Origin of the sequence: Paenibacillus sp. P46E, assembly GCF_001909095.1 — a bacterium.
Lineage (GTDB): Bacteria > Bacillota > Bacilli > Paenibacillales > Paenibacillaceae > Paenibacillus_AQ > Paenibacillus_AQ helianthi.
This window is the reverse complement of record NZ_LVYZ01000042.1, coordinates 1-26,163: the sequence shown is the minus strand read 5'-3', so window position 1 is coordinate 26,163 and position 26,163 is coordinate 1. Positions and strand designations below refer to the sequence as shown.

Sequence of the window (26,163 nt, the reverse complement as noted above, 5' to 3'; positions counted from 1 at the left end):
CCAGACTCAGAATGGAGTGCAATGAAATGACGGAAGAATCACACAATCAAATTAACTTTGAAAGACGATGGAAAGCGCTGGCGGTAATTTCAATTGTTCAGTTTATTTTGTTACTTGATGCTACTGTGGTAAATGTGGCTTTGCCTCATATCAAGCAAGATCTAGGATTTACTGCCAGCTCCTTAACATGGGTAGTAAACGCGTACCTTGTAGCTGCAGGCTCTTTACTGCTTCTTGGTGGACGCATTGGGGATGCTTTCGGGCTGCGGCGTGTACTGCAGACAGGAATTGCTGTTTTCGGCGCCTTCTCCTTATTGGCTACTTTTTCTCCAAGCGCAGCCTTGCTTATTGTTGGACGTGCTGGCCAAGGAGTGGGTGAGGCCCTTGCCGGGGCAACAGCTCTGGGCATGGTTTCTCTATTGTTCCCCTCCGGTCCTGAACGCAATAAAGCATTCTCGATCTGGGCCGCGCTGGGTGGATTGGGCTCGATAGTAGGCGTTTTGCTCTCCGGGATGATTACCGAGTATCTTTCATGGCGCTGGATCTTTGGAATCAATATTCCTATTACCCTGATTCTTTCTGTGGCTATTGTCATTTTTGTCCCTAAGATTTCAAAGCAGAAGTCTGCGCGGTTGGATATTAGTAATGCACTGATATTAGCCTTTTCAGTTTCAATGATCGTCCTGGGCATCATCGGTTCAGGAATTGAGCAGACCTATTGGCTCCGCCTCGCTTTAACTCTGTTAGGTCTGATTGGAGTTATATGGGTTGTACTGCGTTGTAAGCGGATGGAGAATGGCATTATTCCTGCCCGCCTGATTACCCGTTCTCCGCGAATTACGGGGTATGTCATTGTCGGGATGTTAGCCGCCTCATCTGGCGCTTTATTCTACCTTGGTGTTCTTATATTACAGGATTCTCTGGGTATGACCCCTATGCAGGCAGGGCTGGCTTGGCTACCCTTCTGTCTTGGCTTCTTTCCGGGCCTGTTCCTTTTCCAGTATGTCACCAAGCGATGGAACCTCCAAACGGCTGCTATGGTGGGTCTGATTATATCGGCAGCGGGTTTTATCCTGTTTGCCACCGGGATATCCGGTCTGGATTACTGGACAAGGGTATTGCCCGCTATGCTGGTCACCTCGGTGGGGTTTGGATGCGTTTCCCCAGTTGCTCAATCGCTCTCTACTTTGGACCTCTCAGAGGCGGATGTAGGAGCTGGTTCAGGCATAACGTCGACGATACAGCAATTGTTCCAAGTAGGCGGAGTTACACTCTTTGTTGCCGTAGCGGTAGCTTCAGCGGACGGAGTCGGCGTATCCACAACGATTCAGCCTTTAGGGTTTACTATCGCTTTCTCCCTAATTGCTGTTGTACTGATTAGCGGAGTAATTCTTATTTGGTCCAAGGGCACTGTTTTGGCATCGAATTCCGATCACCAGAAGAATGATGCCAAACCAGCGAATTCACAATAATCCTAGATTCATTGATTTTCGTATTCCTTGTTGATCTGAAGTTATGAAATAAGGAGGCGACTCCAATGCCGCAGAACTATCTATTGCCATCTGTAGATGGACCAATCATAAGTATACCCAGCACAGTAATGTTGCGAGAAAAATGGACGGGGGCCATGCTGGATGCAACGGGCCGTGCCTATTCGGGGGCCCTCCGTCTTGATTTCTCTCCTGATTGTGTGCAAGAGGAAGCGTGGGATGCTGTGGCTGATACATTGGCGCGTTACCCCATCCTTGCTGCCTGCTTCAAGTATGATAATGACACAGTTGTAGGCCACGCTCCTACAGAGTCAAAATTGCGTTTGGCGCTTAGGGAGCACTTGGAGACAGGGCATCAGGGTGTTACGAATGAATCGTTTCTTGCATATCGAGCGAGACATGCCAGCGACCCGGGTCTCCGTCTGGCATCCGTCAGGGATGATTCTGGATTGCACATATGGATCGGTTTTTGGATCTTTACTTGTGACGGAGCATCAATTGACTTGATAGTCGATGAGATTACGAAGCGGTATACTGGCGTTCCTGTAACCCACCATCCCCTTGAATGGACAGAATACGCCAGCCTGGAGAATTCCTATGCTAAGGAAAGAACAGAATTAAGTCGTGATATGACAGATGTATATCTTGCTGAAGGCCCCTATGGCATGGATAACATCCGCACGACCCCGCGAGGTTCTACTGGACGGATGCAAAGTGTCCCTTTTCATACTAATATACTCCGTCAGACGGTCCTGGCTTCTTCAAAAGCATACCGTGTCACACCATTCACCTTATTGTTCGCTGCCTATCAGCAAGCAATCAGTGCTGTAAGTGGGACAAGCAGGGTTATAACGGGTGTCCCCTTGGTGAACCGGCGGCGTCCGGAGGACTACACTGTAGTCGGTCCTATTTCCAATACAGTGCCGATTCCAACCCAATATGATCTGAAAGGTTCAATAAAAGAAACAGTTAAATCCATACAGCTTAGCGTTATCAAAGCAACGGAACGCCAGCACATAGAGCCAGCAGCGCTGTATCCCAAAGGAATTACACCTCGGACTGCGGCGTATGAACTACCGTATCCCCAGTTGTTCAATGCATGGAATTCTCAACGTGTCCATTCCAGAATTTCATTGGGTCAGACAGAATGGATGACGGTAAATCTCCTGCCAAACAGTACATGCAGAGTGGGTTTTGAAATGACTCTTGATGAGCAGTCAGAGTCTATTTCCGGCCGCATGGATATGGATCTGGACGCATATGAAGGCAGAGCCACCCAGGTAGCCGGACATATGGTTGAAGAATTAAATAAGTTCATCTTAAACGCATAATCCATGTAACGAGGGAGCAATAAGAATATTTTCTCGCCAAAGGAGAGGGAAAATGAAAGGACGAGTAGCAATTGTAACTGGTGCAGCAAACGGTATTGGAAGAGAGGTAGCTTCTCGGCTGAGGGAAAGTGGTTGCGAAGTTGCACTGTTGGACAAAAAAATAGGTGAGCTGAGAACACAGGATAGCTCTTTACGATGGGAGGTGGATGTTACAAATGCCTCTGAAGTTGAACAGACATTCCAAGATGTTATTCATAAGCTCGGCCGGATCGACATTCTGGTTAATACAGTGGGCGGTACTATGCATTCCAAATCAGTAGAATCTATCGAAGTCAGCGATTGGAATGCAACATTTGAGCTGAACCTTCAACATGTATTTAACTGCACGCGTGCTGCTGTCCCAAGTATGAAAGAACAGGGATGGGGGAGGATTGTCAACGTATCTGCTGTAGCAGGCCGGACATTCACCTTTTTTGGAGGGGCGGATTTTACAGCAGCCAAAGCTGCCCTTATTGGTTTTACCAGACAATGCGCCTTTGAGTTGGCTCCATTTGGAATTACAATGAACGTTGTAGCCCCTGGATTGACCTTGACTGAACGGGTTGAAGCCATGTGGGCAGCCTACGATGAAGAGAAGAGGAAGTCTATTTTGGAGCGCATTCCGATCGGTCGTCCCTCGACTATGGAAGAGCAGGCTGCTACAATTTGCTTTTTGTGTAGTGAGCAGGCATCTTATATTTGTGGCGCAACAATAGACGTTAACGGTGCAATGTTCATAGGATAATTTTTGTCTGAAAAGTGGAATGTCCCATAGGTTACCGATGGGACACTCCACATTTTTTATATACGAATTTTGGAAGGGAACAAGGTTCAATTCTCAAAAGTAAACGATTCTTAACAGATAATCTATGGTTACATAACCACATCATTCCTTTGCCGCAGTTAATTCCCCTCGCAAGCGCCAGGTTTGATATATACCCTTAGGGGGTATGATATTGAAGAACCCAACAAACCACATTAAGGAGTGCTGCAGCTATGAAAAAGATATTTGTATTACTAAGCCTGGTTATGGCCGTTACTCTGAGCGCTTGCGGGAACGGAAAGGATCTTACGAAAACAGACAGCATCATGAACGGCAATCAAGTGGCGCACAATACGGAGGCGGAGCATAAGGGCTCTGGTAAAGTTCCAGAATCACTTAAGAAGGCTGAGAAACCAGTTTATCCGGTGGGCAGCAAGGTTGTTGTAAAGGCAGATCACATGCCCGGAATGAAGGGGGCTACAGCGACCGTATCGGGCGCTTATGACACAACAGCATATGCGGTATCTTATACCCCGACAACTGGTGGTGCGAGAGTTACCAACCATAAATGGATCATCCAAGAAGAGATTAAGGATGCAAAGGAGAGCACGTATCCGCAAGGCGCTGCTATTACAATCACAGCAGATCACATGCCTGGAATGAAGGGGGCAGACGCCGTTGTGGATTCAGCCGTGCAAACGACAGTGTATATGATCGATTACACCCCCACAACCGGCGGGGATAAGGTGACTAATCATAAATGGGTTGTAGAAAGTGAGCTGTCGGCAAAATAGTCAATGTGAACTAACAGAAGCCCAGTCTCTCTTTGGATGAGCTTCTGTTTGCTGTTGCGGACACAAGGATAGGTTCGCCTTCACTATAAGCAGAGCTTCACTTCATCAACCAATGCCTTATAGTCATTGCGCACATTGCCTACCGCGGGTGACACCGGATATGCCCGCATTTCTTCCGCAGCATAGGGCTGCAGCAACTTCATCAGGCTCGGAACCTCATGATTATTACGGTCAAGCCACTCCGATTCCGCTTCACGGCTGAGAATCACCGGCATGCGGTCATGAATATCTGCCATCAGGCGGTTGGGCACAGTGGTAATAATGGTGCAGGTGCCAAGTCGGTTGCCGCTGGTATCCATCCAGATATCGTACAGACCCGCCATAGAAAAAAGCTCACCGCTCTTCATCACGATCCGCATCGGCTGCTTGTTACCGGCTTGCCGCTTCCATTCGTAGAAGCCGTCTGCCGGAATGATGCATCGGCGCGAGCTGATCAGGTTCCTGAAGGAGGGTTTGTCCTGTAGCGATTCCTGGCGGGCATTAATCATTTTGCTGCTTTGCTTGTCATCTTTTGACCAGGAGGGCACCAGCCCCCAGCGCAGCTGTCCGAGCCTGTTCTGCTTACCGTCATGAATGACCGCCGGGAGATTCTGCATGGGGGCTGCATTGTATTTCGGTGCATAATGGACCATAGTGGTTTCCTCGATAAAATAATGGAGCATCAATTCTTCCATGCTTACCATAATGGTATATCTTCCGCACATCTTGCAGTGGCCTCCCCGGATTTATGAAGTTATGGCAGGGGCTTGTTTACAGTGTTGAAGCCCTCATGCTATGCTCTTTGTATTTCTCAGCATCCATTATATAAGAAGATGCGGATGATAGCGAAGGAGTGCATCCTATGATTATCGTAAGCTCCTGCCTGGCAGGCATGAAAGTAAGATACAATGGTACGGCTTGCCTGGATGAGACCATTCAGAAGCTGCTGGACAACAATCAGGCGGTTGCCGTCTGCCCTGAGCTTCTTGGCGGGTTCTCCACTCCGAGGGAACCGGCGGAGATTGTTGGGGGAGACGGGGATGCGGTGCTTGACGGAATGGCTATGGTCATAGACCGGCTCGGAAACGATGTCACCGGAATGTATATTCAAGGCGCCTATGAGGCACTTGAGCAAGCACGTAAGGTTGAAGCCACAATCGTAGTTCTTAAGGAGAACAGCCCTTCCTGCGGCAGCTCCATGATTTACAACGGTACTTTCACCGGCCTGAAGATTCCCGGCCAGGGTGTGACCTCTGCGCTGCTTAGACGCAGTGGCCTTGAGGTCATTTCCGAGGAACAGCTTGCTTCCAGATTGAAGGAATTGGACTCTCCGGAGGAATAAGCTGCTGTGGGAGTTGCACCAAAAGACGGTTGCTGAAGCTTCGAACCTTTTGCAACGGCCTTTTTTGGAAGTGTCCTATTCAACTGGAGAAAATTATTCATGGTTCTTCCCCTCCTAAAATGTTACAATATTGTGTTTATTGACAGGTGGTAAAAGGCCAGGTTCAGCAGTATAATCGAGTAGTCCTGTATGAAAATCCTGAATAACCAGAAGCGGAGAACATCGTTATGAAACCGATCTATCTAGACCACGCTGCGTCAACCCCGGTTCATCCGGAGGTGGCCAAGGTCATGTATAATATGCTGCTTGAGCAATATGGCAATGCGTCCAGCGTGCACACGTACGGACGTTCCGCCAAAAAGATTATCAATGGCGCGCGCGATACCATCGCGGGCTTTTTGGGTTGTGCGCCAGATGAATGGGTCTTCACCAGCGGCGGCACGGAGAGTGATAATCTTGCCTTGTTCGGAGCGGCTGCGGCCGCTGCCCATAAAGGGAAACATATCATTACGACAGCCGTTGAGCATCACGCGGTGCTGCATACCTGCGAAGCGCTGGAGAAACAGGGTTTCACTATCACGTATCTGCCGGTTGATGCTGCAGGGCGGGTATCTGCTTCTGATGTAGAAGCCGCACTTCGCGAAGATACGGTGCTGATTAGCGTAATGTTCGTGAATAATGAAGTAGGAACTGTAGAACCTATACAAGAGATTGGCAGAGTAGCCGCAGCTCACGGGATTCTGTTCCATGTCGATGCTGTACAGGCACTGGGGATGCTGCCTATAACTCTACGTGAGCTGCCTGTGGATTATATGAGCTTCAGTGCCCATAAAATTGGCGGTCCCCAAGGGATCGGCGGGTTGTATGTCCGGCGTGGGGCTCCATTGCATCCGAGACAGCACGGCGGACTGCAGGAACGCGGCAGACGGGCCGGAACCGAAAGTCTGGCGAACTCAGCCGGGTTTGCCAAGGCAGTGGAACTTGCGGTAACCGGGCTGGAAGAGCGCAGGGATAAGGCACTCATGCTGCGAACAGGACTGCTGGAGGAGCTGGACCGCCGGATCGGGCAGAAGGGCTACGTGATTAACGGAGACAGGCAGGAATTTATGCCCGGGATACTGAATTTGAGCTTTCCAGGAGCTAGAACCGACGTGCTGCTGATGAACCTTGATATGGAGGGGATTGCGGCCGCGAGCGGTTCAGCCTGCACCTCAGGTTCGCTGGAGATCTCCCATGTGCTGCAGGCGATGAATCTTCCGGAGGATCTTTTGAACTCTGCGATTCGATTTAGCACAGGTTTGGGTAATACTAGTGAAGAAATGGAGTACGTGGCCCAAAAAGTTGAAACCATCCTGAACCGGCTGCGTAAAAAGGATTAGGCTAAATGTAGCCTCGTTGCCGTTACAGTGCTTGAGTGCTCTTCAACCTAAGGGAACCCGTAAGTACACTCAAAGTAAAAGGGGACATAAACAGCCATGAAACTTCAAGAAATGATCGGCTTGGCTGTATACGAGGTTGAAGAAGGTAACGAAATAGGCAAAATTGTCGACGTTTTTCTGGATTCAAACTGGAATATAACGGGTATTGAACTGGAAAGTAAAACGTTTTTCTCCAGTCATGTGAAAGTTGTGGCATGGGAGGATATCGTCGCTTATGGCGGGGATGCTGTCATGATCCGCAGTAAAGAGTCGATTGTGAAGGCCGACACTGACCATATACCTTATACATTTCTTTTGGGGAAAAATAAATTAAAGGATCTTCAGGTGCTTACGGCATCCGGAACAATCCTCGGGCGCGTATCTGATGTTTATTTTGACCAAAAGTTGGGAAACACAATAGTAGCGCTGGAAATCAGTGACGGGTTAGTAACTGATTTGATCGAAGGCCGCAAATGGCTGCCTTGTTCTGATGGAATGTCCATTGGGGAGAATTCCGTACTGGTTCCCGCGATGAGCGAAGAACGGCTTCAAAAAGCCATTAATATTGTTAACGGATAGGTGGAATGTTTTATATGAAGTGTCCAAACTGCAACTCCAAGGATATCGGCAAGATCGGTTCCCACCAGTTCTATTGCTGGGGCTGCTTCATCGAACTGACGGTCAATGGCGAGAAAATGTCGGTGTATCAGGTTGAAGAAGACGGCACACTCAGCTCGCTTGACGATTTGTTCTCCGGGGAAGAGATCGCCCAGGATTTCCCGCAGATTCATGCGTCTTCTTGATCTTTCTCCTGGTTCATGCTCCAAAAGAGTTACATAGATTCACCGCGCCCAATCTTCGGGCGGCTGCTACAGCCGCCCGAAGATTGGGCTTTTTGCTTTTTTTACGAAAGTTGCATCTTTGTTATATGCGCTAAGGAATTGGTATGTTACCTGCAGCGAGCGGACTCTATACTGAAATCGACCAGCGGTAACGCCGGGATTCTACAAGTTCTACATAAGGGGGAATGTTTAGATGTACCGCAAAGGAATATCTAAGCTTCTGGTTGCAGTTCTGCTGCTGTCAGGGCTTCAGTTTCCGGGAAACACGGGAATGGCAAGAGCAGCGGGGCCGGATGGGCTTCCCGGATCAGCTGTAAGCGCAAACAGTGCTGACGCAGCCGGAACGGCAGCGTTTGCCGATATGAATCAGCATTGGGCTGGGGCGGCAGCGGACAGGCTGGCAACCGCAGGGATTTTGCAAGGCGATGGGCAGGGCAAATTTGAGCCGGGACGCGCGGTCTCCCGTGCGGAGATGGCAGTCATACTGGGCCGGGTATTCCGTTACACTAACCCGGGTACTGTCTCTTTCAGTGATGTAAGCGCTTCTTCGTGGTATGCAATGGATGTTGAAAGGGTCCGCGCAGCGGGCATTATCGAAGGCTATGCAGATGGCCAATTTCAGCCGGGAGCGTCAGTTCAGCGGCAGGAAGCGATAACGATGCTGGCTCGGGCCTTCCGGCTGGAGGTCTCCTCCCAGATTGCACTGCGCGGGCAGGCGGACGGCATAGCGGTTAGCAGCTATGCCCGGGAAGCTGTGAATGCCATGCTTGCGGAGGGTTATATCCGCGGCGATTCGGAAGGCAAGCTGAATCCGCGGGCTACGATGACCCGGGCCGAGCTGGCGGCGCTGCTAGGGCGGATGATCGGGTGGATCAGTCCGGCGGAAGGCACTTATTCGATTGGTGCTGTGTCCGGAAACGTTATTGTCAACCGGGCGAATGTGCGGATTGATGGCGGGGCAGTCAACGGAAATCTTTATGTGGCTGCCGGAACGGGGGAAGGGGAAGTATCGTTCTCCGGAATACTGGTGAAGGGTAACACCCGTATTTCCGGAGGCAGCGGTCATTCGGTGGTCTTCCGCAAAGCTTCCTTGGGGCAGACCACTGTAGACGTCCCCAAGGCTCCTGTACGGCTCGCTCTGGAGGATGGAAGCTCTGCGGCCCGGATTGAATTGATCCAGCCGGCCAAAGTAGAGATCGGGGCCAGCTCAAGGGTGGATACCCTGATTGTCGGCGGCGCCGCTGCCGGATCAGAAATCGTAAACCAAGGGCAAATTGGTTTGCTTGAGAGCAAGGCAGGCAATGTGTTTCTTAACGGAACAGTGCTAAAAGCCGGAGAGATACTAAGCGGCTTGTCGGGAGGTGTTTCCTCACCGAAGGCCAGTGCTGCGGCTACCTCCGCGGCGAGCGGCGGAACTGGGGGTGGAGCTACATCAACGCCAGCTACACCAACGCCGACACCGGCAGCGACGGCGACGGCCAGCGCCACGCCTACCCCGAGTGTAGCGGCCACACCAACTCCGCCATCAGAGGAGAATCAATGGGAAATGGTCTGGAACGACGAATTCGACGGCCAATCTGTTGACAAGACCAAATGGAATATTCAAGATACAGGGACTGTATACAACAACGAACTGGAATATTACCACCCTGACAATGCCTCACTGGAGAAGGAGAGCGGGAAGAGCGTACTGGCTCTGGAAGCGCGGAAGGAAGCTTACGGCGGCAAAGAGTATACCTCTGCCAAGCTGACCTCCAAGATGAAGGGCGACTGGACTTATGGGAAATTCACGGTCCGCGCCAAGCTGCCGATACAACAGGGAATGTGGCCAGCCATCTGGATGATGCCAACCGACGAAGAGAAGCAGTACGGACCTTGGCCGGGAAGCGGCGAGATGGACATCATGGAATTGACAGGACCGGTGGCCGGTGATACGGAGAAGGCTGATCTGTATCCAAGAACCGTCCATGGTTCGATTCATTACGACATTCCGCATACGTCCCAGTCCAAGACCTACGTTCTACAGAAGGGCCAAACGTTCGCTGACGATTATCATGACTTTACGCTGGAATGGCTTCCAGGCCTGATTCGGTATTACGTGGACGATAAATTGTATTTCGAAACGAGTGATTGGGGAACCAAGGCTGAAGGCCAGCCGGATTACTATACGTACCCCGCGCCGTTTGACCGTCCGTTCCATATGATTCTCAATCTTGCGGTTGGCGGCGATTGGCCGGGGAATCCGGCGGCTGACTTCCATTCGGACAAAATGTATGTCGATTATGTCCGGGTCTACAAGTACAAGAAGCTGGATCAGTGGCCGGACGTAACGGGACATCGTCCAACGAAGCCAGTGATCTCAGTTCCGCAGCGTCCTGGGCTTGCAGATGGGAACCAGATTTACAACGGTGATTTCACCGATGCTGTAGCAATAAATGGACTTCCTAATTATTGGGAATTAATCAAAAATGCGGGCGGTGAAGGCACAGCCTCCGTCATTGAGGACAAGGATAAAGGCAAGGCGGTTAAGGTTGCTGTCAAAGAGGCAGGAACCAAAAATTATTCCATTCAGCTCACCCAGATGCCGCTTATGCTGGAGAAGGGTAAAGCCTACAAGGTAACGTTTGATGCCAAAGCGGATGCGGCCCGTCCGCTGATGAGCAAGCTTACCGAATTCGGCGGGGGATGGACGGCGTATTCCAAGGAACGGAATTTCCAGCTCACCCCGGACTGGCAATCGTTCGAATACACCTTTAACATGGACCAGGCTACCGACAACAATGTCCGATTCGAGTTCAATCTGGGACTTAGCGACATTGCAGCATATTTAGCAAACGTCCGGGTTGTTGAGACGGAGCCTCTACCGGTGGTTCGCACACCGCTTACAGACGGAAACCTGATTTACAATGGAGGATTCGACCAGGGAGAAGGGCGGCTGGGCTATTGGACATTTGCGGTTAAGCCGAACTCGGGGGCAGTGGCTGAAGCCAAGGTAACCAATATACTGGAACTGCCGCTTATGAAGCGGGAGTTCGAGGCTGAAGTCCAGACTACCGGCGTATTCCCGGAGGATGTGACGCTCACCCAGACAGGTATACCTATGTCTACAGGAGCGGTTTATCAGCTCGCATTCAATGCCAGATCGGATAAGGCGCAACCACTCGGAATCAAGCTGGAGACCGGCGGGGGAGAGACTCTCTATCCCGACGGCTCAACCCTTGCACTGTCACCGGAGTGGAAGAGCTACACAGCGGAAATAGCGCTGACCGGCGCGTCCGGCACTGAAGGTGCACTGTCGTTTCTTCTTGGCCAGTCTGCCGGACAGACCGAGATCGACAACGTGCGTCTGGTCCGTAAGGCCGATCCGCCAGCATTGAGCGGCTATCTGCATCTTCGCGGCGACCAGTACTGGAGTGCATCGGGAATCAGCCAGACGCCGAGCGGCGAGGGCGGCAAGGATATTACCGATATCGACAAAGGCGATTACGCGGAGTACAAAGTGGTTCTTCCTCAGGCGGCAAGCATTGTTCCGGTGGCCCGGGTGTCCAGTGTACGGGCGGATTCCGAACTGGAACTGTCTGTTCTGGATGCCAGCAAGCGCAGTGTGGTGACGGCAGCTGTCTACAGCACCGCAATTGGGGATACGGGAGGACTTCAATCCTATCGCGCAGTCATCGGGGCACCGCTTGAATTGCCCGCTGGAACCTATTATTTCCGTCTCGGCGGCAGCGGCTATAATTTGGCCTGGCTGGATCTTTCCCGCGAGCTGGTGGTGAACGGCAGCTTCAAGGACGATTCGACCGAAGGCTGGACGCTATTCAAGAAGGACTGGGTAGACAATGATCCGGTGAAGAATACTGCAATGACCGCTAAGAATGGAGCGTTGCAGGTTGCTCTTGGCAGTAGCGGCGACGAGGAATGGAATGTACAGGTCAAGCAAGGCGCGATTCCGGTGGAGAAAGGTAAGAAGTACCTGCTTCGCTTCGATGCGGAAGCTTCTATAGCCCGGTTGATTCGGGTACTAGTTCAGCATGACGGTTCTTCGGACAACAACTGGACCGCGTATACGAACAAGTCGGCTAGTCTGAGCGAAGCCGGCGGACACTTCGAATACTATTTTAACGCTTCAGAGAGCGATGCCGCCGCCCTGCTTCAGTTCAGTCTCGGCAAGGTATCGGAGGCACTTGGGGCACATACTGTCACGCTGAGTAACATTTCCCTCCTTCAGGTAAATCCGGTGATTGCCGGAGAAGCGTATGGGGAGAATCTGATCCCGAACGGAGATTTCTCAGCACCGCTCCAGGGCTGGAGCTCCTATTCATCCGACAGCGGTGAATTGTCTATTGACAATGTGAATGAGGCTTTGCGGATGCAGATCGGATCCACAGGAACGAACAGTTGGGACCGGCAGGTCTATTACGAGGGAGTAGCCTACAACGAAGGCAATCATTATACGCTCACTTTTAAAGCCAAGGCAGGAGCACCACGCAAAATGAACATCAGCATCGGCTGGCTGGACGTTGCGAACAATTACACCTGGCACGGATATACGAGCAAAATAATTGATCTTGGTACGGACTACGCTGAGTATACTCTGGAATTCGATGTTAACGGAGGAAGCACATCCATCGGCCGCATTTCTTTCGAACTGGGAAATATTGCGGACGGAGGTACAGGCCATCTTGCCGTAGATGTCGATGATATTGTGTTGATGAACAACGGAACGGTATCTGCACCTTGAGACAAGCTTAATAATTTGTTATCCAGGCTTGGGATTTGGTATTTAGACCGGTGACAAACGCTTTTATAATCAAGACATGGGGGATGGGCAACCGTTCTCCATGATCTTCAAAAGACAATGGGGGAGATTAATTGTGAAAAAGACAGCCGTTTCAATTAGTGCGCTGCTCATGGCATTTTCAGTAGTCGTCAGCGGATGTGGTGGCAATAACAACTCATCCAATTCTGCTAACAACGGAGGAGAGAAAGGTGACTCCAGCGCGACTACGGCTCCAGCAGCTTCTAAAGCTCCAAGCACGGAACCGGTTACACTGAATGCCTGGGTGATGCCGAACAGCCCGAAACCGGATGCGGACTTCCTGAAGACCCTTGATCCCTACCTGAAAGAGCATCCGAATGTCAAAGTCAAGGTAACGGTGCTTGACTGGGGTTCTGCCTGGACTAAGATCACAACGGCGGCAACAAGCGGCGAAGGCCCGGATCTGCTTCAACTGGGTAGCACCTGGGTGCCGGCAATTGCCAGCATGGGCGGTATTGATAAAGTGACTGATAAGGTTGCCGATGTGGGCGGCGCAGATGCCTTCTTGCCGGCTATCTGGAAAACAACCTCCATCGCAGGTGACAGCGAGGTGTACGGAGTACCGTGGTTCGTGGATGCGCGCGCCATTTACTACCGGACCGATGTATTCAAACAAGCAGGGGTAAATCCGGAAACTGCATTCAAGGATTGGGATTCCTTCAAAAGTGCGCTGGAAGCGGTCAACGGACAATCGGTTGACGGCAAGAAGATCGCTGCACTTGGACTTCCGGGTAAAAACGACTGGAACGTAGTGCATAATATCTTCCCTTGGATCTGGGCTGCAGGCGGCGACGTTCTGTCGGAAGATAACAAAAACGTAGCCTTCAACGAAGACAAAGGGCTTGATGGCGTTATGTACTACACAGGACTCGCAGCGGAAGGCCTTGTTGATAAGGCATCGCTTGAAAAGAACTCGTCGCAGATCGAGGGTGACTTCGGTGATGGCAAATCGGCCGTAATTATCTCTGGGCCATGGCTTGCTAAGAACTTTGCGACACCAAAAGCAAACGGCGGTATGGATGACAAGAAAGCAGCGAAAAACTTCGCGGTTGCTCCGCTTCCAGCCGGTCCCGGCGGACAAGCTACCTTTGTCGGCGGCAGTGAATTGACCGTTTTCAGCGGCTCGAAGAACAAGGAAGCTACTTGGGAGCTTATTAAATACCTGACCGCCGATGAAGCGCAGAAGGCCTATGCTGCCGTATCCGGTCAGCTTCCAGCCAGACTGTCTCTTCTGGAATCGCCAGATCTGGATGCCAACATGAAAGCATTCTCGGAAGCAACCAAATACGGAAGAACCTATCCGGCTATTCCGCAATGGGGGCCTACAGAAACAGCACTGCAAAAGCATTTTGCCAACGTTTGGGATATCGTTGCCGGCGTGAAGGGCAAGTATAGCAGAGAAAGCGTTAAGGAAGAATTGGATTCCGCAGCAGCTGAAGTCAAAGCCATTATCAATCAATAATCAATAACTACAAGGAGTAGGGAGGCCGCCGCGCGATAAGGCGCGGCGGCTCTTCCATTACTAAAGTGAGGGATAAGAGATGGGACTCCATACTGAAAAAAATCTTCCCGCAAAAGCAGCCGTAAGCAAACGCGCACTGTGGCGCAAGCGGGTTAGAGAGAATAAATTTGCTTATATGCTAATGGTTCCTACCATCATTTTCATGTTACTGGTGCATCTGCTCCCGATGATTCAGGGATTCTGGATGTCATTTTTGAAGCTGAACCAATTTACGTTGGGCAAATATTTGAAGGCACCTTTTGTAGGGATGGACAATTATGTTGGACTGTTGTTCAATTCCGATAATCCGGTCCGCCAAGGGTTGAATTTCGCCATTCGCAACACGGCCATTTACGCGGTCATCGTGACGATTGGTGTAATGGTCATGGGCCTAATGATGGCCATGCTGCTGAACCGTGATTTTCCCGGCCGCAGTATTGCCCGTACAGCAATGTTGCTTCCATGGGTTGTACCGTCTTATGTTGTCGGTGTACTCTGGGGCTTCATGTGGCAGCAAAACGGTATTATCAACTATTTCCTGGTTGACGTTCTGCATCTCTATGCAGAGAAGCCTTTCTGGCTGCTTGGACCGAATACGATTTGGGCGATCATTATCCCGACCATCTGGCGCGGCTGGCCGTTCCTTATGGTTATTTTCCTGGCTGGACTCCAGACGATTCCGGAAGATATCTACGAAGCGGCAACCATTGACGGTGCGGGCAAGTTCCGCCAGTTCTGGAATATGACGCTGCCGATGCTTAAGCCGGTTATTGCCGTACAGCTTTTATTCCAAATTATTAACAACGTCTACTCCTATAACATCGTTTCCACGATGTTCGGCAACGGTGCCGGATATCCAGGGGAATGGGGCGACCTCCTGATGACAGCCTTGACCCGCCAATCCTTCGGTTATTGGTCATTCGGTTCAGGTTCTGCCGCTTCAATCATGCTGATGTTTGCCATGCTGCTGATCGTCGGCGTTTGGTACCGCGCTTTTAGAACGGAGTTGAATGCACAATGAGTACACATCGTAAACGTTCTGTCAGTTCGTTCCTGCTGACTTCAGTGACTTGGCTTATCGTTATATTGACGATATTCCCAATCTTGTGGATGGTCTTCACCTCTCTGCACTCCAATGATCAAATTCTGAACGGGATCACTACCTTCAGCCTTCCGAAGCCGCAGTGGGTCAATTATATCAATATGTGGGATACAGTTAATTTTGCCGTCTATTTCCGCAACAGCCTTCTGATCTGCGGTGCAACGACTCTGCTTGCTGGTACCTTTGCTGTGCTGGCCGGATATGCACTGGCCCGGTTTGATTTTCCGGGATCGAAGCTGTTCAGCATGAGTATCATATCCACTCAGTTGATTCCGGGGATTATGTTCTTGTTCCCGATCTATCTGATGTTCCTGTGGATCAAGAATACATTCGGCTTACCGATGATCAACACATACTGGGGAATGATTCTCGTCTATACGGCGTTCTACACCCCGATCAGTATCTGGATTATGCGCAGCTTCTTTGTCTCGATTCCAAGAGATTTGGAAGAATCGGCTACCATTGACGGCTGTACGAAATTCCAAGCCTTTTACAAAATTATTCTGCCGCTGTCTCTGCCCGGTATCATTGCGACAGGTATCTTTATCTTCCTTACGGCTTGGGATGAGCTTCTCTTCGCCTGGGTACTTACGACCAGCTCGGATGTACAGACCATTCCAGTCGGCATCCGCCTGTTTGTCGGTCAGTACAATACCCGTTATGACCTGCTGATGGCAGCTTCTACAGTTGTTACAGTGCCGGTTATGGTGATATTCTTCATGACGCAAAAATACTTTATCAGCGGTATGACCGCGGGAGCTGTCAAGGGCTGAGCCGTAGTATGCCAGGGAAGAGGAGAGTAAATCATGTTGATATTTAATACCGCTAGAGAAACCAAAGTCTCAGCTGAGGATATTCTGAGGCAAGCCTTTGCCGACCGGCTTGGCGCCGGTGTACACGTTAGCGCCGTCTTTACCGATTCGGAGCGCAGCGGGGCTGTCGGCATCGCTGGTCTGCCGTTTCGGCTGCCGGCTATTCAGGAGCTGTTGAAGCTCCCGGCCGTGGCAGCGCTGCTCCCGGCCGAGGCCGGCGCATCCGCGCTGTTCGCCGCAAACGGTGAAGGCACGGAATTGTCCCTGTATATCCGGCACGCCGGAAGAGCGGAACAGACGGTTGCCATACCGAAGGCCACCGCAAGCGAGGCACTGGCGCAGCTACAAGCTGCACCAGGCTGGGCCGGCATCCTTAACGCTGAAGGTGAGCATGTAATTGATTTGCGCTCACCGGTTCCGGGTCCGCATTTCGCGGTCAATCTGCTGCTGGGCAACCGTCTGCAGTTCCCCCATCCGCTCCAGACTACACCGAAGAGTGTTGTAGACCGGTTCGGTGGCGGCAGCTTTCGTTCACATGCAGCTACTCAGGTGCTGGCGACCCGCTGGGATATGCGCCAGGAGGAGAATGGCTTCCCCGCTAACCGGCAGTTCTATCTGTTCGAGGACGGTCAGCAGATTTTCTATTCCGCCGACCCCGGCGAGGCAGCCATTGAATCGGCGATCTGCCGGCATTCACAGAATGCAACCGTCATAAGCTATCGCACCCGCTGTGGTCTGGAAATCACCCGCACCATCTTTATCCTGCCGCACTCCGAAGGTCTGCCTCTGGCCACCGAAATACAGCAGATTGAGATTGCAAATCACGGAGAAGGCGACCGCCGTCTCCGGCTTGTCTACACCGGAATGTTCGGTTCTGCTGCTCCGGGTGCACTGTTCGAGGATGTGCTGTACAGCAATGTCATCATGCAGGGCGGCGTGCTCCAGGATTCCTCGGGAGGCGTTGCTGCCATCAGTCCCGATTATTATCCGGAAGGAGGCCGTCACGACCTGCGCTTCCACACGATGATCGTTCATGGAGCCGAAGGGCCGTTACTGCCGCGTGAATACTGCGTCAGCTACAATGAATTCGTCGGTACAGGCTCACTGCACCGGCCGGCCGGTGCGCTCAAACTGAGCAGCATTCTGCACCGCAAGGGACCGGGCTTTTTCGCTGTAGCCGGTGAGGTTCATATTCCAGCCGGAAGCGTGGTAACTATCGACCAGTTGACCGGGCTTGTCTCGGATAAGAGCGGTGCGCCTTGGAGCGAAACGGTGCTGGCGGATGAGGTAGGGCCGCTGCTTGCCCGTTTCGCTGACCGCAGTGCGGCGGAATCGGCGCTTGAGGAATCGTCTGGCTTCGTGCGCGAGTATGGCAAGTTCCTGCAGGTATCCTCCGGTGACAGGGATTTCGATGTATTTGTCAATCGTAACCTGCCGTTTCAGGTGCTCTACCAATCGTTTGTCTCCCGTTCCTTTTGCCAGACGCAGAAGGGGTACAGGGAGATTGGCTTCCGCGAAATCCAGGATTTGTACGCTTCGATGTATTATTTCGCTTCAATGGGAAGAAGCGGTCTGGTGAAAAGCCTGCTGAAGGAATGGACCGGTATGGTGTTCGAAATGGGCTATGCCTATCACAATTTCTTCTGGGTCGGCAAGGAGCCGGGCAAATGGTCCGACGACGCGTTATGGCTTGTTCAAGCCGTCTATCGATATGTAATGCTTACAGGAGATCTTGAATTCCTGGACGAGTCTTGCCCGGTGGCGGGACAAGAAACCAGTCGTCCGGTCTTCGAGACATTGAAGGCGATCATTGTATATTCGGGACGTATTTCGGTTGGCCGCCACGGTCTTCCATTGCTGGATTTCGCAGACTGGAACGATTGCCTGAAGCTCGACGATACGTATCTGAACGGCCCGGCCAAGGAAGAACGCTACCGGAAGCAGCTACAAGCTGGTGGAGTCTTCGGCGATCCGCTGGACAGCGATTATTCCGAGAGCGTCATGAATGCTTTCCTGCTGAAGGTAGCGGTGGATGAATTATCCGTACTGGCTGCCCGGAAGGGAGAGCAAGACTATGCCGCGGAGCTGGAACGCTTTGGAGCAGAGCTGCGGGGACGTATTCAATATCATGCCTGGAAGGATAACTTCTTCGCGCGCGTGCTGTTCAACCGGTATGAGAACGACGAATACACGTATTTGGGAGCCGCGGGGGATGGTCTGTCCTCAGATCCGGCATCCGATGGTTCTTACTTCCTGAACTCCTTCAGTTGGAGCATCCTGTCCGGCTGTGCCGATGAAGGACAGATCACTGTGATGCTGGACACTATGAAGTCGCATCTCATGACGCCTTTCGGGCTGAAGCTGGTCTCGCCTGTTGCACTGGGACGGGTGTCCTCCCACACAGCTTCGGACGAATACTTTCCGGGTGACAGGGAGAATGGCGGCGTGTTCAAGCATGCCTGCATGATGGCGGCTGCAGCGATGTTCAAGGGTGCCAAGGAAGTGTTGGATACGGAACTTGCCGCGGAGCTGGGTCGCTTCGGCTATTGGCTGCTGGACCGGATCATGCCGTTTAAGACCATGGAAGATCCGTTTGCAATCTGCGGAAATCCGCGATTCTGCACCCAATATAATAACAGCGAGACTGGTGAGAACATCGGTCCGATGCTTAGCGGCACCTCGACCTGGCTCACCCTCTCGCTTATGGAAGCGCTGGGCATTGAATATACAGCGCAAGGCATTGCACTCAATCCGATCCTGCGGGAAGAGCAGACGGAGTTCGCCTACACGCTCAAGCTCGGTGGCTCCTCGTACCGGATTCGGATCAGCAAGCCGGAGGGCTTCCGCCGGACGCAGGACAGCACGGCCCATATGATTATGGATGGCCGCACACTTGAGGGAGGGCTTGTACCCGCTATAGATGACGGCCTCTCCCATGAGGTGGAACTGCGATTTCGAGGCTAAGATCGTTACAACGACCGATCGCGGAACTCTTGCGGAGTCATGCCAGCGTATTCCTTGAAAAGCTTAATAAAATAATGGGCGTTGGAGTAGCCAAGCTCAGCGGAAACTTCATAAATTTTCAGCGGCGTATGGATTAGCAAATACGCCGCTTTTTCCATCTTTATCTGGCTGATATAGTCGCTGATTCGCTTGCCTGTCTCAAGCTTGTACATTTTGGATAAATAGACCGGGTGCATCTGAACATGATCGGCGATGGCCTGGAGTGAGACATAATGCAGATTGCTGTTGATATATTCATGAACGTTCCGAATCAGGACGGTCCGGCTGTCCCGGCGTTCCGATTCAAAATGCTCTCTCAGCAGAACGATTACCTCAAGCGCCCATTCCCGCAGCTTGTCCGGCGTCTGAAAGGGAGCCTGCTCCAGCATCGGATTGCCGACAATCTCGCTCAGCATTTTGTTGTTCTTGTGGGCGAAATAATAGAATGCCGTCTCCAGATGAAGACGGACTTCATGGATGTGCTCCAGCGAGCGGTCCGGATTTCGGGCCAGCTCCGAAGTGATTGCATTCAGCTTGTCTTCGATACCCTGCCAGTTGCTCGCTTCGAACATGTGAAAGAGCAGCGGAGGCTCATAGAGCGGCTGAAGAATCTCCACAGGCTGGGAGCCGCTGTTGTCCGTTACATCCAGATAGATGCCTGTTTCGCTGCCGATATGCTGGCGAATGGCCGAGATGGCGGATTGATAGAGAGGGTAGACCTGGTCGGGGAAGTCTCCCCAGCCTGTAGTCACAACGGATAGGCCGCCACCAATCAGCGTGCTGACATGGTTCTGCAGCTGATAGGCCGCCTGGGCTACATCATCTGCCGGATCGCCGTCGGATTCAATGTCATCCCTGGGCTGGAGCAGAAATACGAGATAATCATGTACATCCTTGCAGGACCATATGCGGAAAAGGTCCTGGAACAGCTCCTGTGCGATATTAATGATCGCGTATTCGAACAACAGCATGCTGTGCATGTCCTGGCGCCGGAAGAACTCCTCCGGTCTTACGACTGCGAGGCATACTGGCAGATCGGTCCGCAGCGGTAGATCGAACTGGGCCAGCCGTTCTTGCAGTTGCGCCCCGGACAGCTTCCGTCCCTGTAGCAGCTCGCTGAGCAGGCGATCCCGCAGGAGAGGAAGGTGTTCGCGGAAGGTCTGCATGGTTCGCTGATAGGAGGACCATGTTTCCCACTCTTTTCGAAGCTCTTCCTGGAGCTTAACGATGACGGCGATCAACTGGTCATTTGCAATCGGTTTTAGAAGGTAGGAGCTGGCTTGCTCTTCTATCGCCTTGCGGGCGTATTCAAACTCGGCATAACCGGTCAGCATAACTACCCGGATATGCTTCCAACGGCTGCGGATGGAAGCGATCAGTTCAATGCCTGAGATTTCCGGCATATTGATATCAGTTACTACAATGTCGATAGGATAGTGCTGAAGCAGCTCCAGCGCCTCGTACCCGGAGTAGGCTTTATGAACCTGTTCGAACCCCATTTCCGCCCAAGGAAGCGAGATGGATAGATCATCGACGACGTAAGGTTCGTCGTCAACCAGCAGAATTTGATGCATTTGTTTCCTCTTTCTTCTCCATAAGGAGAGTGATTTTTAGACCGCCGTCAGGCGAAGGGGCGATCAGAAGGCCGGAAGAATCATCATAATGAGACTTAAGACGCTGCTGGATATTCCATAGCCCGCATCCTCCGTCCTCGCGCGTGGATTCGGATATTGTGTTATACAGAGAGGCAATCGCTTCAGGGGTCATGCCGGCTCCGTTGTCCTCAACGGTGACGGTGACCGCCTCATGCGTCTGGCTGGCGGTGATTCGGATGAAGCCCGGGCCAATTTTTTTCTCAATGCCATGGATGATACTGTTCTCGACTAAGGGTTGAATCAGCAGCCGGGGAATTTGCAGACCCAGCACATCATCAGCAATGTCCATCTCGTACCGGATGCGCTGTTTCCTCAAATTCTGAATTTCCAAGTAATTCTCCAGCAGCTTCAGCTCATCCTGGAGCGTTGTGAGAGAGTGGTCAACCTTAGTAATATAGCGGTAATACTCGCCAAGATTAAGCGCCATCGCTTCCACTGAATCCGTATCGCCTACAACGGCTTTGCTCTTGATGAAGAACAGGCAATTGTAGAGAAAGTGCGGATTGATCTGTGATTGAAGCTGCTTCAGGTGAGCGTCCTTAGCCCGGAGCTGTTCCAGGTAGACCTGCTCGATCAGCGATTGGATCTTTTCCGCCATCTCGTTGAACTCTTCGTTGAGCATCGTGAATTCAGGATTGGTCTTGGTATGAATACGGGTAGACCAGCGCCCTTCCTTCATTCTGTTGAGGGAACGCAGCAAGAGGCTTACCGGACGCTGCACTTGGCGGTAGAGCTGCAGCGAGAACAGCAGGCTCATGGCCAAAAGTATCGCCGAGCCCGTCAGAAAGGTATAACGGCTGCTTCGAATCGGCTGAAGAATCTGCTTCAGCGGCGAATAATGCACGACCTGCCAATTAATGGCCGAGGATGGGACGGAGCTGACAAGAAAGCTGCCCTCCTTGAGGCTGAAGATTTCTGAACTCCCCTGATTGGTCGAAGGAGCCAGTGTTGTAATGATCTGCTCCGCCATTTCCCGGTCGGTATTGCGTGAAAGAATCACCCCGAATGACGGATGGAACAGGAAGGTGTCACCCTTGTTTTGCGATTGGTAGGCATCGAACATCCGTTCAATATTGGATACAGGAAAATACATTGACATCAGTAGTCCCGCCTTGCGGGGAACAATTCTCTTCTCGGCAGGGTCCGACAGCAACAGACGGAAGCCCGCCTCAGTGCTGCCCTTGTCCTCCGATATATACTCCCAGCCAGAAGGCAAAGGCTTGTCCAGTACGGAGGAATCAAAGGAAAGAGAGGAATCTGAGCCCAGGGTCTCGCCGCTGTTCGGCTTGTACAGGATGATCCGGTTCTCCCACGTGCTGGAGCTGGTCTGAAGGGAGAGCTTCTCCAGCACGGTCATAATGGTCTGGGCGGGATCAATGAGATGGCCCAATTGCCGGATCTGCTCATAGTCGCGGACGGTGGGATCTCTCTGAAGGGCATACATGCTGCCTGCTAATTGGTTGATATTGTTGTCCATCTGCTGGGTCATGAACTCAAGATGATTCAAATCGGTCGTTTTGATCTGACTCGAAATGACACCGATATCCTTGCGGTAGGATAATCCATAGAATAAAAGCGTGACTGAAATAAGGGAGAGAAGAATCGCAACCATTTTAATAAATAGGTTCGGACGCCAGGTCATAAGATCATCCTTTTCAAAGACTTCGCTGTACTAAAAGAAGTGTATCACACGATGCCCAAGAAGCTTATGGTACAATTTGTTGGGACTCCCCAGAACATTTACGAAAAGCAGGTGGTTCTATGAAAATTCGATTTTCGCTGTTCGTGCTGCTCTTGACGTTGTCGGGCTGCGCGTTTCATAGCTCAGGTGAAAGTCTCCCGGCAATCTCTACGGAGAGCACTTCGCCTCATTTCGATATCAAGACGGGCAAATATAATCCTCCTGTAGATCTATATACGGTAGGCTCCGTGAACCCCAATCTGACCTTTAAAAAAGGCGAGAGCCTTGAAAATAACGTTCATACAACTTGGGCCGAGAATCGGCTTGGCATCCGTATCCGTTATCTTTGGACCATCTCCGGCACCTCGGAGAACTATGCCAACAAGCTGAGGCTTGAAATGGTCAAAGGCAATATGCCCGATGTCGTAACGACACGGGATGCCGACATCATTCAGGAACTGATTGACTCCGGGCAATTCATGGAAGTCGGCGGATTATTTGAACAGTACGCTTCCAAAGTATGGAAGGAGGCTGTGGCCGAAGACCCTTCGGCATGGGATACCTTTGTGCGGGACGGGCACAAGTATGCGATACCAATTATGGATTACGAGTATAACTCTGATCCACTGCTCTGGATTCGCCAGGATTGGCTGGACAAGCTGCAACTTGCTGAGCCGCGGACTCTGGACGAACTGGAGCAGGTTATGGATGCCTTTGTCAACCGGGACCCGGACGGCAATGGTATTAAGGACACTTACGGCCTTGCCGTCGGTTTCCGCAACGGTCCGAGTACCTGGATGGGGGACAGCAGTTGGATTTTTGGCGCGTTCGGTACGGTTCCCGAGCAATGGAACCGCCGGAGCGACGGAACACTTGAATACGGGTCTGTGCAGCCAGGCGCCCGGAATGCTGTCGCGCTTATGAAGCATTGGGTGCAGCAAGGATACTTGTCCACCGATAGTGCGTGGCTTGATGAAGAGGGTGCCGCTAATCTGTTCGTCTCCGGCAAGACTGGCATTATTGCCGGTCCGTACTGGATGCGCGGCTGGCCCTTGTCCATCCTGACCGACAAAGACCCTCGGGCGCGCGTTAAGGCCGTTGCCATACCATACGGCCCTGACGGCATCGCCATGAGAAGAGGGACTTTGCCTGTCAACGGCGCTATTCTAATCAACAAGAAAATGAAGCATCCTGAAATCTTTTTTACCTATCAGAATGATTTGTTTGATTATTACGCTACCTCGACCGGCGAATTCGCCAATGGTCTTGCAGAGGGGTATGATTGGGCAATGGTAGGCGGTAAGCCGACTATTGCGCCCTCTGCTTTGCCGCTGGGAGGTGTCCGGGTCGCTTCCTACACGCTAACCTTCGATGGAGCGAGAATTCCCTCCAAGGTCGTCAAGGAAATACCGACGGACATTACCCCCGTGCTGCTCGGCCAGAAGGAGGCTTCCCGCAAGGATCAGTTCACGGGACCGCCAACTGCGACGATGAAGAGCGACGGCGAATTGCTGAAGAAGCTGGAACAAAAAAGCTTCCAAAAAATCATCTTTGCGGACAGCGGCATCGGGGAATTTGACGAATTCGTTGATAAATGGAAAGCCTATGGGGGACTAACCGAAACCTCGGAGGTCAATGCCTGGGACCGCAGCCGTCGATGAGAGCCGCAGGGACAAGAAACCGCCTTGATTAAGGCGGTTTCTTGTCGGAATGGCGCCGGAACTACTTACTTGTCCGACGATTTATCCGGAGTATAGCGGAACTGGTCATAGTAAGCATAGAGCGGGACTTTGCCGTCAAACGGCTCCAGCCAGGAATCCACACCTGTCCCGTTCCAGAGATTCATCATAATGCGGCCCGGAGTGGAGGGAATGTTCTCGGTTGCCGTGTGAACGGGGCGGCCGTCGATGTACCAGGTAATGGAATTCTTCTTCCAGTCGAAGCCGTACCAGTGAAATTCCTGTGAGGCGTCAAAGCCAAGGTCGATCACCTGCTCGTGCTTCCCTACGCCGTCAGTGAAGTAATTCAACTGCATCTGCTGTGTGTTCTTGCCCAAAAATTCAATGTCGATTTCGTCCCAAGGCTCCCCTTCCGAGGGACCGGTATAAGTGAAAAAAGAAGAGACTACACCGGGATTGGCAGCCGGCTTCATCTGGATTTCGTATCTGCCATAGCTGTACTTGTCCAGCGAACGGTACTCTGCACCGTCGAATTCTCCAGAAGACGGACTGGTGATTGACAGGGTCATGAGACCGTCACCTGCGAACTTGATGTTGTCCTCGCGCCAGGTGCAATTGAACATGTCTCCGTTGGAATAACCGTCTGTTTTATTCCATAACTCCGTGTTGAATGCTGAGAAATTGTCCTTCACAACTCCAGCCTCGGATTTAGATACTGAAGTGAAGGCCCATATGCCCCATACTGCGGCCGACAGAGCTGCGACCGCTGCGGACAATTTGATTAACCTTCTGCGATTCAATGCTGTTCCTCCTGTGATATTGTCTTGCTATTATCGTACTGAATGCCGGCTTAGGCCGCCATACCAATGTATCAATCCATATAACAAATTCTGAAGATACTGGATTTCCATTAGAAGCAAAAGGACCCTGTCAGACGCAGTCTGCTCGCCTGTCGGGGTCCAATACCCACATTTAGTTGCTTGTATATTTCAACCAATCGTAATAAGCGTACAGCGGATTGGCTCCGTTATATGACCCGAGCCAGGAATCCACACCTGTACCGTTCCACAGATTCATCATGATTTTACCGGCATGGGAGGGAATATTGCTGGTTGCCGTATGTTTTAAGACGCCGTCCACATACCATTTAATGTAGCCTGACTGCCAGTCGAAGGCGTACGTATGATATCCTTGGGAAGCGTCAAATCCAAGATCCACAATCTTCTCATGGTTGCCGGCACCGTTCGTGTAATAATTAAACTGGACCTTGGTGGTGTCTTTACCCAGAAACTCGATATCTATTTCATCCCAGGGAGTTCCGTCGGAAGGTCCGGTATAGGTGAAAAAGGAGGAGACGATTCCGCTGTTCTTAGCCGGCATCATGCTGACCTCATATTTCCCGTAGCTATATTTGTTAGTAGACCGAAACTCTGCACCGTCAAACTTATTGTAGCTGGAGCTGGTCAGCGCAAGGCGAAGCTGTCCTCCGCTGGTAAACGAGATGTTGTTAGCGCGCCAGGTGCAGTTAAACATACCGCCATTGGAATAGCCGTCGGCTTTTTGCCAGGTTGCGGAATTGAAGTAGGTTAGTGGCTCATAAAAGACGGTGGCTGCCGAAACAGACGGAGCCCCCGCCAGCAATCCGGCAAGCAGCAAAGTCAGACCTGCACCGCAAAGATTTTTCAACCTTCTCATAATAAAAGCATCCCTCCTTGAAATGAAAGCGTTTTACATTTAAATTGTAACCAATGCCTATTCCGGCCACCATACCAACTTCCGAAGCGAAATAACAAAAAAGCAATTTTTTGTTGGGCAACAAGAGTATTTTGCCATCCTCCCACACATACTGATAT

General features: G+C 51.5%; 19 protein-coding genes. 14 read left to right on the top strand and 5 right to left on the bottom strand.

Annotated features, from left to right (window positions below; translation table 11 throughout):
• Positions 1-26 precede the first annotated feature (26 nt).
• The 4 genes from A3849_RS15020 to A3849_RS15005 all read left to right on the top strand — a co-directional run bounded on the left by A3849_RS15020 (position 27) and on the right by A3849_RS15005 (position 4,417).
• Positions 27-1,472: an MFS transporter gene (locus tag A3849_RS15020; protein ID WP_074112153.1), complete on the top strand. Its 1,446-nt coding sequence runs from the start codon at positions 27-29 to the stop codon at positions 1,470-1,472.
• Positions 1,473-1,537: 65 nt separating this feature from the next.
• Positions 1,538-2,821 carry a condensation domain-containing protein gene (locus A3849_RS15015; protein WP_074112152.1) on the top strand — a complete coding sequence of 428 codons (1,284 nt, stop codon included), beginning with the start codon at positions 1,538-1,540 and terminating at the stop codon, positions 2,819-2,821.
• 52 nt (positions 2,822-2,873) lie between these two features.
• Positions 2,874-3,605 carry an SDR family NAD(P)-dependent oxidoreductase gene (locus A3849_RS15010; protein ID WP_074112151.1) on the top strand — a complete coding sequence of 244 codons (732 nt, stop codon included), beginning with the start codon at positions 2,874-2,876 and terminating at the stop codon, positions 3,603-3,605.
• Between the two features lie 251 nt (positions 3,606-3,856).
• Positions 3,857-4,417, top strand: a complete 561-nt coding sequence (locus tag A3849_RS15005; protein ID WP_074112150.1) for a DUF1541 domain-containing protein — start codon at positions 3,857-3,859, stop codon at positions 4,415-4,417.
• 83 nt (positions 4,418-4,500) lie between these two features.
• On the opposite strand, the gene A3849_RS15000 is transcribed toward A3849_RS15005, so the two are convergent.
• Complete coding sequence (locus tag A3849_RS15000; protein WP_074112149.1) at positions 4,501-5,181, bottom strand: SOS response-associated peptidase; 681 nt, start codon at positions 5,179-5,181, stop codon at positions 4,501-4,503.
• Positions 5,182-5,318: 137 nt separating this feature from the next.
• Here A3849_RS15000 and A3849_RS14995 point away from each other — a divergent pair, with 137 nt between their 5' ends.
• From A3849_RS14995 to A3849_RS14955, 9 genes are all read left to right on the top strand, one after another.
• Positions 5,319-5,798 (top strand): 2-thiouracil desulfurase family protein, encoded by a 480-nt coding sequence (locus A3849_RS14995; protein ID WP_074112148.1) that lies wholly within the window; start codon positions 5,319-5,321, stop codon positions 5,796-5,798.
• Between the two features lie 227 nt (positions 5,799-6,025).
• The gene (locus A3849_RS14990; protein WP_074112147.1) at positions 6,026-7,177 is read left to right on the top strand and encodes a cysteine desulfurase family protein; all 1,152 of its coding nucleotides are present in this window, start codon (positions 6,026-6,028) and stop codon (positions 7,175-7,177) included.
• A 96-nt stretch (positions 7,178-7,273) separates the two neighbouring features.
• Positions 7,274-7,795: a PRC-barrel domain-containing protein gene (locus tag A3849_RS14985; protein WP_074112146.1), complete on the top strand. Its 522-nt coding sequence runs from the start codon at positions 7,274-7,276 to the stop codon at positions 7,793-7,795.
• A gap of 14 nt (positions 7,796-7,809) precedes the next feature.
• Positions 7,810-8,019 carry a hypothetical protein gene (locus tag A3849_RS14980; RefSeq protein ID WP_042179559.1) on the top strand — a complete coding sequence of 70 codons (210 nt, stop codon included), beginning with the start codon at positions 7,810-7,812 and terminating at the stop codon, positions 8,017-8,019.
• Positions 8,020-8,251: 232 nt separating this feature from the next.
• Positions 8,252-12,799, top strand: coding sequence for a carbohydrate binding domain-containing protein (locus A3849_RS14975; protein WP_074112145.1), 4,548 nt, complete (start codon positions 8,252-8,254; stop codon positions 12,797-12,799).
• 133 nt (positions 12,800-12,932) lie between these two features.
• Positions 12,933-14,339, top strand: a complete 1,407-nt coding sequence (locus A3849_RS14970) for a sugar ABC transporter substrate-binding protein (RefSeq protein ID WP_256700783.1) — start codon at positions 12,933-12,935, stop codon at positions 14,337-14,339.
• Positions 14,340-14,418: 79 nt separating this feature from the next.
• A complete protein-coding gene (locus A3849_RS14965; protein WP_083613521.1) occupies positions 14,419-15,399 on the top strand; it encodes a carbohydrate ABC transporter permease in 981 nt (326 codons plus the stop codon).
• Positions 15,396-16,253 carry a carbohydrate ABC transporter permease gene (locus tag A3849_RS14960; RefSeq protein WP_074112144.1) on the top strand — a complete coding sequence of 286 codons (858 nt, stop codon included), beginning with the start codon at positions 15,396-15,398 and terminating at the stop codon, positions 16,251-16,253. Before A3849_RS14965 ends, A3849_RS14960 begins: the two co-directional genes overlap by 4 nt.
• A gap of 33 nt (positions 16,254-16,286) precedes the next feature.
• Positions 16,287-19,256 (top strand): GH36-type glycosyl hydrolase domain-containing protein, encoded by a 2,970-nt coding sequence (locus A3849_RS14955; RefSeq protein WP_074112143.1) that lies wholly within the window; start codon positions 16,287-16,289, stop codon positions 19,254-19,256.
• 5 nt (positions 19,257-19,261) lie between these two features.
• Here the strand turns inward: A3849_RS14955 and A3849_RS14950 are convergent, their stop codons facing one another.
• Positions 19,262-20,869, bottom strand: a complete 1,608-nt coding sequence (locus A3849_RS14950) for a response regulator (protein WP_074112142.1) — start codon at positions 20,867-20,869, stop codon at positions 19,262-19,264.
• The gene (locus tag A3849_RS14945) at positions 20,847-22,592 is read right to left on the bottom strand and encodes a sensor histidine kinase (RefSeq protein WP_083613520.1); all 1,746 of its coding nucleotides are present in this window, start codon (positions 22,590-22,592) and stop codon (positions 20,847-20,849) included. The genes A3849_RS14950 and A3849_RS14945 overlap by 23 nt, the downstream gene beginning before the upstream one ends.
• Before the next feature lie 119 nt (positions 22,593-22,711).
• On the opposite strand from A3849_RS14945, the gene A3849_RS14940 reads away from it, so the two are divergent.
• A complete protein-coding gene (locus A3849_RS14940; protein WP_074112141.1) occupies positions 22,712-24,292 on the top strand; it encodes an extracellular solute-binding protein in 1,581 nt (526 codons plus the stop codon).
• Between the two features lie 65 nt (positions 24,293-24,357).
• Here the strand turns inward: A3849_RS14940 and bglS (A3849_RS14935) are convergent, their stop codons facing one another.
• Together bglS (A3849_RS14935) and bglS (A3849_RS14930) are read right to left on the bottom strand one after the other, a co-directional pair.
• Positions 24,358-25,092 (bottom strand): beta-glucanase, encoded by a 735-nt coding sequence (gene bglS, locus A3849_RS14935; protein WP_372237767.1) that lies wholly within the window; start codon positions 25,090-25,092, stop codon positions 24,358-24,360.
• Between the two features lie 190 nt (positions 25,093-25,282).
• Positions 25,283-26,005 carry a beta-glucanase gene (gene bglS / locus A3849_RS14930; protein WP_074112140.1) on the bottom strand — a complete coding sequence of 241 codons (723 nt, stop codon included), beginning with the start codon at positions 26,003-26,005 and terminating at the stop codon, positions 25,283-25,285.
• Positions 26,006-26,163 lie beyond the last annotated feature (158 nt).